The sequence below is a fragment of the Mycolicibacterium psychrotolerans genome (assembly GCF_010729305.1).
Classification (GTDB): domain Bacteria; phylum Actinomycetota; class Actinomycetes; order Mycobacteriales; family Mycobacteriaceae; genus Mycobacterium; species Mycobacterium psychrotolerans.
This window is the reverse complement of sequence record NZ_AP022574.1, coordinates 5,374,087-5,388,866: the sequence shown is the minus strand read 5'-3', so window position 1 is coordinate 5,388,866 and position 14,780 is coordinate 5,374,087. Positions and strand designations below refer to the sequence as shown.

14 protein-coding genes are annotated in these 14,780 nt (G+C 69.1%); 12 read left to right on the top strand and 2 right to left on the bottom strand.

What is annotated here, in order from left to right; genetic code table 11:
* Positions 1–17: 17 nt before the first annotated feature.
* The 6 genes from G6N45_RS25900 (at position 18) to G6N45_RS25875 (ending at position 8,618) form a co-directional block, all read left to right on the top strand.
* Entirely contained in the window at positions 18–740 is a 723-nt protein-coding gene (locus tag G6N45_RS25900; protein ID WP_163726678.1) for a GntR family transcriptional regulator, read from the top strand.
* A gap of 53 nt (positions 741–793) precedes the next feature.
* The gene (locus G6N45_RS25895) at positions 794–2,350 is read left to right on the top strand and encodes an NCS1 family nucleobase:cation symporter-1 (RefSeq protein ID WP_163726675.1); all 1,557 of its coding nucleotides are present in this window, start codon (positions 794–796) and stop codon (positions 2,348–2,350) included.
* A 45-nt stretch (positions 2,351–2,395) separates the two neighbouring features.
* Complete coding sequence (locus G6N45_RS25890) at positions 2,396–3,262, top strand: MaoC/PaaZ C-terminal domain-containing protein (RefSeq protein WP_163726672.1); 867 nt, start codon at positions 2,396–2,398, stop codon at positions 3,260–3,262.
* Between the two features lie 117 nt (positions 3,263–3,379).
* Positions 3,380–4,546, top strand: a complete 1,167-nt coding sequence (locus G6N45_RS25885; RefSeq protein WP_163726669.1) for a diguanylate cyclase domain-containing protein — start codon at positions 3,380–3,382, stop codon at positions 4,544–4,546.
* A 31-nt stretch (positions 4,547–4,577) separates the two neighbouring features.
* Complete coding sequence (locus G6N45_RS25880) at positions 4,578–7,874, top strand: error-prone DNA polymerase (RefSeq protein ID WP_163726655.1); 3,297 nt, start codon at positions 4,578–4,580, stop codon at positions 7,872–7,874.
* 102 nt (positions 7,875–7,976) lie between these two features.
* Positions 7,977–8,618 carry a nitroreductase family protein gene (locus G6N45_RS25875; protein WP_163726653.1) on the top strand — a complete coding sequence of 214 codons (642 nt, stop codon included), beginning with the start codon at positions 7,977–7,979 and terminating at the stop codon, positions 8,616–8,618.
* Between the two features lies 1 nt (position 8,619).
* Here the strand turns inward: G6N45_RS25875 and G6N45_RS25870 are convergent, their stop codons facing one another.
* A complete protein-coding gene (locus G6N45_RS25870; RefSeq protein ID WP_163726650.1) occupies positions 8,620–9,084 on the bottom strand; it encodes a tRNA (cytidine(34)-2'-O)-methyltransferase in 465 nt (154 codons plus the stop codon).
* A gap of 177 nt (positions 9,085–9,261) precedes the next feature.
* On the opposite strand from G6N45_RS25870, the gene G6N45_RS25865 reads away from it, so the two are divergent.
* Positions 9,262–10,035: an alpha/beta hydrolase gene (locus G6N45_RS25865; RefSeq protein WP_246229203.1), complete on the top strand. Its 774-nt coding sequence runs from the start codon at positions 9,262–9,264 to the stop codon at positions 10,033–10,035.
* A gap of 26 nt (positions 10,036–10,061) precedes the next feature.
* Here the strand turns inward: G6N45_RS25865 and G6N45_RS27770 are convergent, their stop codons facing one another.
* A complete protein-coding gene (locus tag G6N45_RS27770) occupies positions 10,062–10,214 on the bottom strand; it encodes a hypothetical protein (RefSeq protein ID WP_165762021.1) in 153 nt (50 codons plus the stop codon).
* Positions 10,215–10,450: 236 nt separating this feature from the next.
* Here G6N45_RS27770 and G6N45_RS25860 point away from each other — a divergent pair, with 236 nt between their 5' ends.
* The 5 genes from G6N45_RS25860 to G6N45_RS25840 are packed head-to-tail and all read left to right on the top strand — an operon-like array spanning position 10,451 to position 14,773.
* Positions 10,451–12,928, top strand: a complete 2,478-nt coding sequence (locus G6N45_RS25860) for a sensor histidine kinase (RefSeq protein WP_163726644.1) — start codon at positions 10,451–10,453, stop codon at positions 12,926–12,928.
* Entirely contained in the window at positions 12,921–13,307 is a 387-nt protein-coding gene (locus G6N45_RS25855) for a serine protease inhibitor (protein WP_057151002.1), read from the top strand. The genes G6N45_RS25860 and G6N45_RS25855 overlap by 8 nt, the downstream gene beginning before the upstream one ends.
* Positions 13,304–13,666: a DUF742 domain-containing protein gene (locus G6N45_RS25850; RefSeq protein WP_163726641.1), complete on the top strand. Its 363-nt coding sequence runs from the start codon at positions 13,304–13,306 to the stop codon at positions 13,664–13,666. The genes G6N45_RS25855 and G6N45_RS25850 overlap by 4 nt, the downstream gene beginning before the upstream one ends.
* Positions 13,647–14,216 (top strand): GTP-binding protein, encoded by a 570-nt coding sequence (locus G6N45_RS25845; RefSeq protein WP_163726638.1) that lies wholly within the window; start codon positions 13,647–13,649, stop codon positions 14,214–14,216. Before G6N45_RS25850 ends, G6N45_RS25845 begins: the two co-directional genes overlap by 20 nt.
* A 5-nt stretch (positions 14,217–14,221) precedes the next feature.
* Positions 14,222–14,773, top strand: coding sequence for a pentapeptide repeat-containing protein (locus tag G6N45_RS25840; RefSeq protein WP_163726635.1), 552 nt, complete (start codon positions 14,222–14,224; stop codon positions 14,771–14,773).
* The last annotated feature ends 7 nt before the right edge of the window (positions 14,774–14,780 follow it).

Below are 14,780 nucleotides of genomic sequence, written 5' to 3'. Positions count from 1 at the left end.
CCGCCTACCGTGTCGCCATGCCGTCTCGTCGACGCTCCGCCCTGGTGGACAGGCTGGTCGTCGACCAGCCCGGTCGGCCACAGCAGGCGATCCTCGACGAGTTGCGGCGGGTGATCCTCGACGGGGCCGTGCCGCCGGGAACCCTCATCCCGCTGGCCGAGGTGGCAGAACTCTTCGGCGTCAGCCAGATCCCGGTACGCGAGTCCCTCAAGACGCTGATCGGGGAGGGGCTGGTGTCGCATCGCAGCAACGCCGGGTACGCCGTCGCGCAGTTGACGCCCCAGGACTTGCGCGAGATGTACATCGTGCGGGAGACGTTGGAGTCCGCGTCGCTGGCCGTGGCGATCGCCAACGCCACCGACGAGGACCGTGCCGCCATCGTCGCCGCGAACGACGTTCTGCAGCAGGCGGTTCGCGACGACGACCCGGTGGCTTACCACCGGCGCAGCCGCACGTTCCACCTGGCGCTGGCGCGTCCGTCGCGGATGCACCGCCTCCTGCACATGCTCGAGTCGGCATGGAATGTCACCGAACCGGTGCAGTCGATGGTGCACGTTGGGCCCGCGCACCGCGCCGCATTGCACGCCGACCACTGCGAGATGGTGGCTGCGTTCCTCGTCGGCGACGTCGAGGGACTGCTGACCGCTTCGGGCTTGCACTCGCAGCGGCTCAACGCCGTGATCGCGACGCTGCCGACGGACACCGGCCTGTTGTCGACGGATATATCTTCGACGCAATAACCAGGTGTTTCACCGGAAACGCCGCTGCAACATGGCGTGGCTACGGTCCGCGCATGACGGAGATCGATACCCCGCAGCCCACCACGGAACTCCCGCCCGGCGCTGTCGTCGGTGCCGGTGACCTCGTCGAAGCGTCCGGTCACCCGGTCGGGGGCGGTGTCATCAAACCCGGCTACGACCCGAGGCTGACCAACGAGGACCTGGCGCCGCTGGGAAAGCAGACCTGGTCCTCCTACAACATATTCGCGTTCTGGATGTCCGACGTGCACAGCGTCGGCGGCTACGTGACAGCCGGCAGTCTGTTCGCGCTCGGGCTCGCCAGCTGGCAGGTGCTCGTCGCGCTCCTGATCGGGATCGTGATCGTCTACTTCTTCTGCAACCTGGTGGCCAAGCCCAGTCAGGCCACCGGCGTGCCCTATCCGGTGATCTGCCGCAGCGTGTTCGGTGTGCTCGGGGCCAACATCCCGGCCATCATCCGCGGGCTGATCGCCGTGGCCTGGTACGGCATCCAGACCTACCTGGCCTCGGCTGCCCTGGATGTGGTGCTGCTCAAGCTCTTTCCGGGCCTGGCCCCCTACGCGGATGTGGACACGCACGGCTTCCTCGGATTGCCGCTGCTGGGCTGGGGCAGCTTCATCCTGCTGTGGGTGCTGCAGGCGTGCGTCTTCTGGCGGGGCATGGAGGCGATCCGCCGGTTCATCGACTTCTGCGGTCCCGCAGTCTATGTCGTGATGTTCCTGCTGTGCGGCTACCTGATCTACAAGGCGGGCTGGGGCGCGATCGATCTGAACCTCGGCGACGTCACCTATACCGGGCTGGACTCCATTCCGGTCATGCTCGGCGCCATCGCTCTGGTGGTGTCCTACTTCTCCGGGCCGATGTTGAACTTCGGCGACTTCTCGCGCTACGGCAAGTCCTTCGACGCGGTGAAGCGGGGGAACCTCCTCGGCCTGCCGGTGAACTTCCTGGTGTTCTCGCTGCTGGTGGTCGTCACGGCGTCGCTGACGCTGCCGGTGTTCGGAGAGTTGATCACCGATCCGGTCGCGACCGTCGCGCGGATCGACTCCACGTTCGCGATCGTGTTGGGCGCCTTGACCTTCACCATCGCGACCATCGGCATCAACATCGTCGCCAACTTCATCTCACCCGCCTTCGACTTCTCCAACGTCAGCCCTCAGCGGATCAGCTGGCGTGCGGGCGGCATGATCGCCGCCGTCGGCTCGGTGCTGATCACCCCGTGGAATCTGTACAACAATCCGGAGGTCATCCACTACACGCTGGAGACGCTCGGCGCGTTCATCGGACCGCTGTTCGGCGTGCTCATCGCCCACTACTACCTGGTGCACCGGCAGAAGGTGATCGTCGACGACATGTTCACCCTCGACGAGAACGGAACCTACTGGTACACCAAGGGTTACAACCCTGCCGCGGTCGTCACCACGATCGTGGCCGCGGTGGTGGCGATGATCCCCGTCCTGCTCGGCGGATCCGTGGCCGGCATGCACACGGCCGCGCAGTACAGCTGGTTCATCGGGTGCGGGATCGGCTTCGGCCTCTACTACCTCCTTGCCACCAAAACCACCAGGTTCGCCGTCGCGCCGCTGCCGTGACGCTGAGGCTTGCCAACCGGCGGCGGCATGGCATAAGAGAGACACATGCCGATCGATCCGAACGCCGTTGGCGTCACCACCCCGCCGCAGACCTTCCGCTGGAAGGACCGTGACACGCTGCTCTACGCGCTCGGCGTCGGCGCGGGCACCGCCGACCTCGCGTTCACCACCGAGAACAGCCATGACATCGCCCAGCAGGTGCTGCCCACCTACGCCGTCATCGCCTGCTCACCCTTCGCCGCGGCGGGGAGCATCGGATCGTTCGACTTCAGCCGGCTGCTGCACGGCTCGCAGAGCATCCGGCTGTTCGCGCCGCTGCCGGCCGCCGGCGCGCTGAGCGTCGTGAGCGAGGTCGCCGACATCCAGGACAAGGGCGAGGGCAAGAACGCGATCGTCGTGCTCAAGGCGACCGGAAGCGATCCGGACACCGGAACCGCGGTGGCCGAGACGCTCACCACCCTGGTGATCCGCGGCGAAGGCGGGTTCGGCGGTCAACCGGGCCAGCGGCCGGTCGCCCCGCAGATCCCCGAACGGGCCCCCGATGCGATGGTCAGCCTGCCCACCGGGGAGGACCAGGCGCTGATCTACCGGCTGTCCGGTGACCGCAACCCGCTGCACAGCGACCCGTGGTTCGCTGCGCTGGCCGGGTTCCCGAAGCCGATCCTGCACGGGTTGTGCACGTACGGCGTTGCCGGGCGGGCGTTGGTGGCGGCCCTGGGCGGCGGGGACGCCACCAGGATCACCGCGATCTCGGCCCGCTTCACCTCCCCGGTGTTTCCCGGCGAGGAGCTGACGACCTCGATCTGGCGGCTGGGTTCCGGTAGCGCGGTGTTCCGCACCGAGGCGGCGGGCGCGGACGGCTCGGATGCCCGCCTGGTGCTCGAGGACGGCACCGCTGAATTCGCTGAATGATCTAGATCGCCGCGAAGACGCTGTTTGCACTGAAAAGCGGTTTGCTGGACTGGTAGCCTTCGCCTGTGGGCGGGGGTTTTGATCTGGACCGCGGATGCGTCCGGCGGGGGTGGGCCGATGTTTGACGGTTTGCGGAGTTCCTCCGCCGCCGCGATCGGCGCTGCACTGTGGCGCTCCGATCAGTACTACTGGTTTACTGCTGTGCTGGCTGCGCGCGGGATGCAGACGGCGACCTGCCGGCTGGTTGCGGTGTGTATCGCGGCACTCGGGTTGATCCCGGTGGGGCTGCTGGCGAGTCCCACGGGTCCCCGGGGCACGGTGGGGAGGGCCGCTGCGGTGGTGATCGCGGTGGCCTGCCTCGGGCTGGCGGTGCTGTGGCTGCGGGATCACTGGCCGACGCGGGTGCAGTCGCTGCTGTGCGTGCTCGTCGGGTCGATCGCCATCGCGGTGTCGGCGCTGACCCAGGCCAACCCGATCGTCGGGCTGACCGGTGCCGCCAGCTATGCCGTGCTGACCGCGTTCGTGGTGTGCTTCCACGCCCAGCGGTTGCTGGCACTCACCTGGACGATCGCCGTGCTCGCCCTCGGCGTGCTGATCGTCCGGCTGGCGGCGACGGATCTCGCGTTGGCGATCTGCGCGGCCGGCATGATCGTCCTTCTCAACGTCTTCGTCGCGTTCGCGTGCCGGGCGATGATCTTGCTGATCCAGCCCGACACCCACCACGGCGACATCGAACAGCTCACCGGCCTGCTGCACCGGGACGCGTTCTATCAGTCGGTGGCGACGCTGCTCGCCTCGAGGAGCCGCAGCGCCGACAAGTACCTCGTGGTCGTCGCGGTGAACATCGACAGTTTCTCGCTGCTGCTCGGGTTGTCCGGACCGAGCGGGGGCAACCGGGCCCGGGTGACGGTGGGGCAGGCGCTGCGGGAGACCGTCCGGCACAACGCGATCGTCGCGCACGTCTCCGACGACGACTTCCTGATCGCCGACACGTTCACCACCGCCGACGCCTCGCCGCTGGTCGAGCGGATCCGCGGCGCGATCGCCGCGACCCCGCAGCGGCTCACGGCCAGCATCGGGGTGGTGTGCACGCCATTGCCGCCGCTGGCCGCCGAGCCGCCCGACGAGGTGCTCGACAAGCTGATCGCGATCGCCACCCAGGCCATCGAGCAGGCCCGGATGGCGGGTGGAAACCAGGTCCGCTACGTGCTTCGGCCGACGCTCGACGAGGACTCCGACGGCAACGGCGACGATCCCCGGCCCGATACCGGAAAGAGCGCCTGACACTCGAACGCATGTTCGATACACTGGCCCGGTGGGTTGGCACAACGGTCCGCCGGGCTGGGGCGAGATGGAGCGCGTCCTCAACAGCAAGCCGCGCCGTGCCGGCTGGCCGATCGACGGCCAGATCGGTGATGGTGGCGACAGTCCCGCCTGGTCGCGCAAGCGGGGGCGATATCAACCGCCGGACGCGCCGACCGGTACCGGGTCGTCGACGCCGTACGCCGAACTGCACACCCACTCCGCCTACAGCTTCCTCGACGGGGCCAGCACGCCCGAGGAGCTCGTGGAGGAGGCGGCACGGCTCGGCCTGCGTGCCCTCGCGCTGACCGACCACGACGGCCTCTACGGGGTGGTCCGGTTCGCCGAGGCGGCCAGGGAACTCGACATCGCCACGGTCTTCGGCGCGGAGCTGTCGCTGGGCGGAGGCAGTCGCACCGACGACCCCGACCCGCCCGGCCCGCACCTGCTGGTGCTCGCGCGGGGGCCGGAGGGGTACCGGCGGCTGTCGCGGCAACTGGCCGCCGCGCATCTTGCCGGTGGGGAGAAAGGCGTGCTGCGCTACGACTACGACGCACTGACCGAGGCCGCGGAAGGCCAGTGGCAGATCCTCACCGGCTGTCGCAAAGGTCATGTCCGGCAGGCGCTGTCGTCCGGCGGTCCGGCGGCGGCGGAGGCCGCGCTCGCCGACCTGGTCGACCGGTTCGGCCGGGAGCGCGTCACCGTCGAGCTCACCCATCACGGTCATCCGCGCGACGACGAACGCAATGCCGCACTGGCCGCGCTCGCGCCGCGGTTCGGTCTGGGCGTCGTGGCCACCACCGCGGCGCATTTCGCCGAGCCGGCCCGCGGCAGGCTCGCCATGGCGATGGGCGCGATCCGGGCCAGGAACTCGATGGACGAGGCCGCTGGTTATCTTGCGCCACTGGGTGGTTCGCATCTGCGCTCGGGGGAGGAAATGGCGAGGCTTTTTGCGGGGGCCCCCGAGGTGGTGAGCGCCGCCGCCGAACTCGGGGAGCAGTGCGCGTTCGGCCTCGCACTCATCGCGCCACAGCTGCCGCCCTTCGACGTGCCGGCCGGCCACACCGAGAACAGCTGGCTGCGGCACCTGGTGATGCAGGGCGCCCGGGAGCGGTACGGCCCTCCGGAACGGGCGCCCCGCGCGTACGCCCAGATCGAGCACGAGATGCGGGTCATCGAGGCGCTGAACTTCCCTGGTTATTTCCTGGTGGTGCACGACATCACGCGGTTCTGCCGGGAGAACGACATCCTGTCCCAGGGCCGCGGGTCGGCGGCCAACTCGGCGGTCTGCTACGCGCTGAAGGTCACCAACGTCGACCCGGTGGCCAACGACCTGCTCTTCGAACGGTTTCTGTCCCCGGCCCGCGACGGGCCACCCGACATCGACATCGACATCGAATCGGACCTGCGCGAGAAGGCGATCCAATACGTCTACCACCGTTACGGCCGCGAATACGCCGCCCAGGTGGCCAACGTGATCACCTACCGCGGCCGCAGCGCGGTCCGCGACATGGCGCGCGCACTCGGCTTCTCGCAGGGCCAGCAGGACGCGTGGAGCAAACAGCTCAGCCAGTGGGGGAACCTGGCCGACGACACCCATGTGGAAGGCATCCCCGAACAGGTCATCGAGCTGGCCACGCAGATCTCCAACCTGCCGCGCCACATGGGCATCCACTCCGGGGGCATGGTGATCTGCGACCGCCCGATCGCCGACGTGTGCCCGGTCGAATGGGCCCGCATGGAGAATCGCAGCGTCCTGCAGTGGGACAAAGACGACTGTGCGGCAATCGGATTGGTGAAGTTCGACATGCTGGGGCTCGGCATGCTCTCGGCGCTGCACTACTGCATCGACCTGGTCGCCGAACACAAGGGCCTCGAGGTGGATCTGGCCACGCTGGACCTGTCCGAGGCCGCGGTGTACGAGATGCTGCAGCGGGCCGACTCCGTCGGGGTGTTCCAGGTGGAGTCGCGCGCGCAGATGGCCACCCTGCCCCGGCTCAAACCGCGGGTGTTCTACGACCTGGTGGTGGAGGTGGCGTTGATTCGGCCGGGGCCGATCCAGGGCGGGTCGGTGCATCCGTACATCAAGCGCCGCAACGGGGAGGAGCCGGTCACCTACGACCATCCGTCGATGGAGTCCGCGCTGAGAAAGACGCTGGGGGTGCCGCTGTTCCAGGAGCAGCTCATGCAGCTGGCGGTGGACTGCGCCGGGTTCTCGGCGGCCGAGGCCGACCAGTTGCGCCGCGCGATGGGCTCCAAACGCTCGACCGAGAAGATGCGCCGGCTGCGCAGCCGGTTCTTCGACGGGATGGCCGAGATGCACGGCATCACCGGGGAGGTGGCCCAGCGGATCTACGAGAAACTGGAGGCGTTCGCCAATTTCGGTTTCCCCGAGAGTCATTCGCTGAGCTTCGCCTCGCTGGTGTTCTACTCGTCGTGGTTCAAGCTGCATCACCCCGCGGCGTTCTGCGCGGCGCTGTTGCGTGCGCAGCCGATGGGGTTCTACTCGCCGCAGTCGCTGGTGGCCGATGCGCGTCGGCACGGCGTCACCGTGCACGGTCCGGATGTCAATGCCAGCCTCGCGCACGCCACGCTGGAGAACGCGGGCTCAGAGGTGCGGCTCGGCCTCGGCAGTGTCCGGCACATCGGCGACGAGCTGGCCGAGCGGCTGGTCGAGGAGCGGAAGGCCCACGGCCCGTTCGCGTCTCTGCTGGATCTGACCGGGAGGGTGCAGCTGTCGGTGCCACAGACCGAGGCGCTGGCCACCGCCGGAGCGCTGGGATGTTTCGGGATCACCCGGCGCGAGGGGCTGTGGGCGGCGGGGGCCGCGGCCGCCGAGCGGCCCGACCGGCTGCCCGGGGTCGGGTCGTCCTCGCACGTCCCGTCGTTGCCGGGGATGACCGAGCTGGAGCTGACCGCCGCCGACGTGTGGGCCACCGGGGTGTCGCCCGACCGCTACCCGACCCAGTTCCTGCGGAAGGACCTCGACGCGATGGGGGTGGTGCCGGCCGATCGGCTGCTGTCGGTGCCCGACGGCACCCGGGTGCTGGTCGCGGGGGCGGTGACGCACCGGCAGCGGCCGGCCACCGCGCAGGGGGTCACGTTCGTCAACCTCGAGGACGAGACCGGGATGGTCAATGTGCTGTGCATGCCGGCGGTGTGGGCGCGGCACCGCAGGCTGGCGCAGACCGCCTCTGCGCTGCTGATCCGCGGCATCGTGCAGAACGCCACCGGCGCGGTGACCGTGGTCGCCGACCGGATGGGGCCGCTGAGCCTGCGGGTGACCTCGAAGTCCCGCGACTTCCGCTAGTCGCCCTTTCCGCCGAAACTGCATTCCACGCGGCGATATTCGCGAAATGCCCGCAAGGGATGCAATCTCGGCAGTGGCGGCACCGAATGTAGTCTCGGCACAATGACCCTCAACCTCTCCGCCGACGACGTTCTGACGACCACCCGTTCGGTGCGCAAGCGGCTCGACTTCGACAGGCCGGTTCCGCGTGAGGTCCTGATGGAATGTCTCGACATCGCGCTGCAGGCGCCCACGGGGTCGAACAGCCAGGGGTGGCAGTGGGTGTTCGTCACCGACCCCGACAAGAAGCTGGCGCTGGCGGAGATCTACCGGACCAACGCGACGCCGTACCTGAACAAGGCCAAGCCTCAGGTGGGTGACATCCGCGACGAGCAGCGGCCCCGGGTGGAGGACTCCGCGCGCTACCTCAACGACCACCTGGAGAAGGTGCCGGTCATGTTGATCCCGTGTCTGGAGGGCAAGCCGCAGGACGCGGTGTCGGGCGCCAGCGCGGGATTCTGGGGATCGCTGATGCCCGCGGTGTGGAGCTTCATGCTCGCGTTGCGTTCGCGCGGGCTCGGGTCGGCGTGGACGTCACTGCATCTGCTCGGCGACGGCGAGCGCCGGGCCGCCGAATTGCTGGGCATCCCGTTCGACTCCTACAGCCAGGCCGGGCTGTTCCCGATCGCCTACACCAAGGGCACCGACTTCAAGAAGGCCAAGCGGCTGCCCGCCGAGCAGGTCACGCACTGGGATACGTGGTGACTCACACGGCGCCGGCGAAACCGTGCTGGCGCCACGCCTCGTAGACGGCCACCGCGGCCGCGTTCGACAGGTTCAGTGAGCGCCGCCCGTGCAGCATCGGGATCCGCACCCGCGCGGTGAGGTGCGGATCCGCCAGCGTCGCCTCGTCGAGGCCCGTCGGCTCCGGCCCGAACAGCAGCACGTCCCCGGGCTGGTAGGCGATCTCGGCGAACGACGCGCTCGCGTGGGCGGTGAACGCGAAGACTCGAGCCGGCATCACCGCGGCCCACGCCGAGGTCAGATCGGGATGCACGGTGACCGACGCCAGGTCGTGATAGTCCAGCCCCGCGCGGCGCAGCTTGGGTTCGGACAGGTCGAAGCCCAGCGGTTCGACCAGGTGCAGTTCGCACCCGGTGCCTGCCACCATGCGGATCGCGTTGCCGGTGTTCGGCGCGATGCGCGGGGAGTAGAACATGACTCTGAACAAGACGCGGTTCCCTTCCGGCCCTCGTTGTCCTCGGGACAGTACGTCTGTCGAGGTCGAGAAGAGAGCTGTCGAAACCTCACCTACCACGAACCCTGCGAGAAAGCCGAACTGAGCACAGGGCGTCTGCAAAAATCTCCGCAGACGCCGGTCGATCGAGGGGGCCGCCTGTTGCTTGACGTGATCGAGAAGGGCTCGACTACCGCCGCGCATCCGACGCCGCTGCTCTTTGTTCACGGGGCGTGCTCCGCGGCATGGATCTGGGATGACCACTTTCTGGATTTCTTCGCCGAGAAGGGCCACCACGCCGTTGCACTGAGTCTTCGCGGCCACGGCGCCAGCAGTCTCTCTCAGCCGCTCGGATCCTGCTCCCTGGTCGATTACGCGGAAGATGTCAGCATTGTCGCCGCCCAGCTGCGCTCACCACCGGTGCTCATCGGTCACTCGATGGGCTGCTGGGTCGTGCTGAAGTATCTGGAGAGTCGCAGTGCCCCCGCCGCCGTCCTGCTGGCGCCCGGGACGCCTCAGGGACTGCGACGTTGGGCTCTGCGAGCGGCTCTTCGCCACCCGTGGCTCATGGTGCGCAGCACGACCTTCGGTAACACTGTCGACCTGTTCGACAGTCCTCAACTGGCCCGTGAGTTCTTGTTCAGTTCTGGCACACCTGAGTCCGTGGTGAGGTCGTGCGTGAACCGTTTGACGCCCGAGAGCACACGCGCCACGAGAGGCACGGTGAAACCTCTTCCCGATCCTCGCCGTGTGACAGCGCCGATGCTCGTTCTCAGTGCGCGCGCCGATACATCGCGAGTGGACGGGGACGCGTCCTCAGTCGCCGCGGCTTACCGGGCCGATTCGGACGCGTTTCCCGATATGGGGCACGCCATGATGCTCGAGCCCGGTTGGTCCGCTGTCGCTGAACGAATCGAGACCTGGTTGACCGGCAAGGGACTCTAGCGACCGGGGACGCCCGCCGATCGGCGTCAGTCGAGACAGGTCTCGTAGGTCGCGATCGAGATGAGCCCGGCGAGAGTGTCGACGTCGACCATCTCACTGCTCATCGCTCGCATCAGGGGTGAATCGCCGATTTCCGAGGCATCGGCCAGCAGAGCCATCTCCACGCCGTTGTGGATCATCGCACTCCTCCAGTTCGTCTTCCCCAATTGTGCCTGTTCAAAGGCCCATATGGATGGGTGACACGCAACGGGTCTGAAACGAAACGGCAACGCCCGCAAGGGTGTTCTGCGCGGGGCCTTTGCTGAAATCACGTTCGGATGTCGAACTGTGGAAACACGGTGACCGGGCTGGCATACTCATCGAATTGCCAGGCGCTTCACGCCCGCCGACGAGGGTGCCCCCAGCAGGAAGCTTTATGAACGACGCTCGATCCCCGATCAAGCGGCCGCCGCGGTTGGCGCTGTCCAACTGGCCGGTCCGCGCGAAGGTCCTGGCCATCGTGCTGGTACCGCTGCTGCTGGCGTGCGCCTTCGGTGGCCTGCGCATCTCCGCGTCGGCGACCGCCGCCCGGGACCTGCGTGTCGCGGCCACCCGCGCCGACATGGTTCCCGCGGTCGCCGACTACATGGCGGCGCTGGAGGGCGTGCTGGCGTCGGCCACCGACGGGGGTGACGTCCCGGCGGCGCTGACAGCGTTCGGCGACCGCAGCTCGGCGCTTCGCAGCCGACTGGACGGCACCGAGGTCGACGACGCCGTGCGGCTGGCCACCAACACACTGCTCGATTACGGCAAGGATCTGGTCGACAAGACCACCGGCGGCGGCAACGCGATCGATCTGCGCACCCGGGTGATGACCTACGCGCCGCTGCCGATCACCGCAGAGACCGCGATCACCGGCCTGGTCTCCGGCGACGACGACACGGTGCGCTCGGCGGGGGAGGCGCTCGCGCGCGCGGTGGGCGCCCGCGGCCAGATGACGATGCAGCAGATGCTCGTCGACCGCGGCGGCGAACTGCCCGAACCCGAACTGCGGTCCTCGATGATCACGCTCGCCGGTACGGAACCGTCGACCGTGTCGGCGATGGGCGCCTACCTCGGCGGCTCGTCCGACCCGGCAGCATCGCTGCGTTCGGAGATGGTCAAGCGCATGTCGCTGCTGTCCGATCCCGGCGTGGCGCTCGTCGGCAACCCGGACCTGCTGTCGTCGCAACTGATCACCCGCGGCATCGCCGACGGCGTGATCGCCGAGACCTCCCGGACCATCCCGGCGACCGTCGAGGACCAGGCCGCCGCCGCCCGCACCGCCGCGCTGCGGGACGCCGTGCTGGTCGGGGCCGCCATCGTGGTCGCGCTGCTGATCGTTGCCGTGGTGGCGCGCTCGCTGATCCGGCCGCTGCGCACGCTGCGCACCAGCGCGCTGAAGGTGGCCCACGAGGACCTGGCCCGTGAGGTCGAGCAGGTCCGCGCCGACGGCAAGACCCCGCCCGTGCAGCCGATCGGCGTGCACACCTCCGAGGAGATCGGCCAGGTGGCCCACGCCGTCGACGAACTGCACGAGCAGGCCGTCCTGCTCGCCGGCGAGCAGGCCCGGCTGCAGATGCAGGTCACCGACATGTTCGAGACGCTGTCGCGGCGCAACCGGTCCCTGGTCGACCAGCAGCTCGCGCTGATCGACCGGCTGGAGAGCAACGAGCAGGACCCCGACCGGCTCGACAGCCTGTTCCGCCTCGACCACCTGGCGGCGCGGATGCGGCGCAACGGCGCCAACCTGATGGTGCTCGCCGGGGCGCGCATCCCGCGCGACTTGGCCGAGCCGGTGCCCGTCGTGGCGCTGGTCAACGCCGCGGCGTCCGAGGTGGAGGACTACACCAGGATCACCGCTGATCACCTGCCCGACAGCGCGGTCACCGGTGCCGCCGCCGGCGATCTGATGCATCTGCTGGCCGAACTGTTCGACAACGCGCTGCGCTATTCGCCGCCGGCGACGCAGGTTCGGGTGTCGGCCGTGCACACCGGCAACGGGGGCCTCGTGCTGGAGATCGCCGATACCGGCCTGGGCATGACCGAATCCGATCTGCGGGTCGCCAACACGCGACTGCAGTCCGGCGGTGAGGTCAATCCGTACACCGCGCGACACATGGGGTTGTTCGTGGTGGGCCGGCTCGCCGCTCAGCACGGGTTGGTGGTCCGGCTGCGCAGCACGGTGTCGGGTCAGCGCGGCGCTGGGACCACGGCCGGCGTCTACGTCCCGGCCGAGCTGCTGGTCGCCGCGGCCCCGCCGCCATCGGCCGGGCCGGCGCCGGTGTCGGTGCCGGTGGAACCCGTGGTCGTCGCCGCGCCGGTGATCGAATCGGCACCCGAGCCGGCTCCGGCAGGTCTGCTGCCCCAGCGCAGGCCAGGGGCCAGCGGCATCGCCGAGCCCGCGCCGGCACCGCCCGAACCGCGTCCCGAGTCTGCACGTTCCGACGTCGCCGCGTTCTTCGCGCCGCGTCAGGCCGCGACCAACGCAGAGTCCCGCCACGCCCGGCACGCGAAAGAGGACAGCACCGACGACGACGCGATCTATCAGAAGATGCTTTCGGAATGGCTGGTCGACCCGCACGAGCTGTCCCAGAGCACCGATCTGAACTGGGAGTCGGTGTGGGATCACGGATGGTCGGCGGCAGCCGCCGCGGAGAACGCACCGGTGCTCGACCACACGGTCGAGGGTCTGCCGGTGCGCCGGCCGGGCGCTCGGCTGGTGCCCGGCGCGCCCGATGATGCCGGCAACGGTTCTGGTGCACATGCCGCCCGGGATCCCGACGCCGTGCGCGCGGGGATCGTCAACCACTTCGGCGGGGTGCAGGCCGGACGCCTGCGGGCGCAACAGGAGCGGGGGGCCCCTGATGAGTGAGTCACTCGACTGGCTGGTGGCGCGGTTCGCCCGGGAGACGCCGGGGGTGTCGCACGCGATCCTGGTGTCGGCCGACGGCCTGCTGGTGGCCGCGAGCGAGCACATGCCGGGAGAGCGGGCCGATCAGCTGGCCGCCGTCGCGTCGGGGCTCGCAAGCCTGTCGACCGGCGCCGCGCAACTGTTCGACGGCGGCTATGTGCTGCAGTCGGTCGTCGAGATGGAGAACGGCTACCTGCTGCTGATGAGGGTCGGCGACGGCTCGAACCTCGCGACGCTGGCGGCGCGGACCGCCGACATCGGCCAGATCGGCTACGAGATGGCGATCCTGGTGGAACGGGTGGGCGCGGTGGTCGCATCGGCGCGGCGCAGCATGCTGTGACCGACGGCGCAGACCCGGCTCCGCGTCTGGTCCGCCCGTACACCCTGACGGCGGGCCGGACGGACTCGCGCGTCGAATTGCCGTGGGAGGCGCCGGTCGGAGCGGCGACGGCGCCGCAGCCCCCCGACTGGCCGGGCACCGACGTGCGGGCCCAGATCGTGGCGCTGTCTGCGCGACGGCCCTCGGTCGCCGAGATCGCCGCGCATCTGGGTCTGCCGCTCGGCGTGGCGCGCGTGCTGGTCGGGGACCTGGTGATGCAGGGTTACGTGACGGTGCACGACACCCTGGCCGACGCGACGACGGCCGACGAACGACGCGAGCTGATCGGAAGGACACTGCGTGGCCTCAAGGCACTCTAGGACCGCCTCGACCAAGATCGTCGTCTCCGGCGGCTTCGGCGCCGGCAAGACGACGTTCGTCGGCGCGGTGTCGGAGATCGTGCCGCTGCGCACCGAGGCGCTGGTCACCGACGCCTCGGAGGGACTCGACGAGCTCGCCGCCACCCCGGACAAGTCGACGACGACCGTCGCGATGGACTTCGGCCGCATCAGCCTGGCCGACGACCTGGTGCTCTACCTGTTCGGAACGCCGGGGCAGCGCCGGTTCTGGTTCATGTGGGACGACCTGGTGCGCGGCGCGATCGGTGCCATCATCCTCGTCGACGTCCACCGGCTGGCCGACAGCTTCGCCGCGGTCGACTTCTTCGAAGCCCGTAACCTGCCGTTTCTGGTCGCGGTCAACGAGTTCGACGGCGCCCCACGGCATTCGCTGCAGGCGGTGCGGACCGCGCTGGCGCTGCCCGAGCACGTGCCGCTGATCACCGTCGATGCCCGCAGCCGCGAGTCGGCCAAGGCCGCGCTGATCTCCGTCACCGAATACGCGCTGAGCCGGCTGGCGGCCACCGGCTGACCGGGATGGACGATCTGACCGACCGGGAGTTCGACGGCCACGATTTCCGCGACGAGGACCTCAGCCGGCTACGTACCGAACGTGTGGTGTTCGACGGCTGCGACTTCTCCGGGGTCGACATGTCGGAGTCCGAGCACATCGGGTCGGCGTTCCGCAATTGCATGTTCCGTCGAACCACTCTGTGGCACAGCGTGTTTCGTCACTGCAGCTTTCTCGGCTCGACGTTCGTCGAGTGCCGCATGCGGCCACTGACCGTGGTGGATGCGGATTTCACGCTGGCGGTGCTGGGCGGGGCGGACCTGCGCAAGGTCGATCTGTCCGACTGCCGGTTGCGTGAAGCCGGCCTGGTCGGCGCCGACCTGCGGGAGGCGGTGCTCGCCCGCGCGGACCTGACCGGTGCGCGGGTGCAGGGCACGCGGTTGGAGAAGGCGGACCTGCGCGGCGCCCGCGCCGATCCGACGTTCTGGACGACGGCCGCGCTGCGCGGCGCCAGGATCGACATCGAACAGGCGCTGGCGTTCGCCGCGGCGCACGGTCTCGACATCCGGGGCGGCTGAAACCGGC

What these genes read in the sequence shown, in the direction of transcription:
- G6N45_RS25900 (WP_163726678.1), top strand. Translation starts at nt 18, where the DNA reads ATGCCGTCTCGTCGACGCTCCGCCCTGGTGGACAGGCTGGTCGTCGAC.
- G6N45_RS25895 (WP_163726675.1), top strand. Translation starts at nt 794, where the DNA reads ATGACGGAGATCGATACCCCGCAGCCCACCACGGAACTCCCGCCCGGC.
- G6N45_RS25890 (WP_163726672.1), top strand. Translation starts at nt 2,396, where the DNA reads ATGCCGATCGATCCGAACGCCGTTGGCGTCACCACCCCGCCGCAGACC.
- G6N45_RS25885 (WP_163726669.1), top strand. Translation starts at nt 3,380, where the DNA reads ATGTTTGACGGTTTGCGGAGTTCCTCCGCCGCCGCGATCGGCGCTGCA.
- G6N45_RS25875 (WP_163726653.1), top strand. Translation starts at nt 7,977, where the DNA reads ATGACCCTCAACCTCTCCGCCGACGACGTTCTGACGACCACCCGTTCG.
- G6N45_RS27770 (WP_165762021.1), bottom strand. Translation starts at nt 10,214, where the DNA reads ATGATCCACAACGGCGTGGAGATGGCTCTGCTGGCCGATGCCTCGGAA.
- G6N45_RS25860 (WP_163726644.1), top strand. Translation starts at nt 10,451, where the DNA reads ATGAACGACGCTCGATCCCCGATCAAGCGGCCGCCGCGGTTGGCGCTG.
- G6N45_RS25855 (WP_057151002.1), top strand. Translation starts at nt 12,921, where the DNA reads ATGAGTGAGTCACTCGACTGGCTGGTGGCGCGGTTCGCCCGGGAGACG.
- G6N45_RS25840 (WP_163726635.1), top strand. Translation starts at nt 14,222, where the DNA reads ATGGACGATCTGACCGACCGGGAGTTCGACGGCCACGATTTCCGCGAC.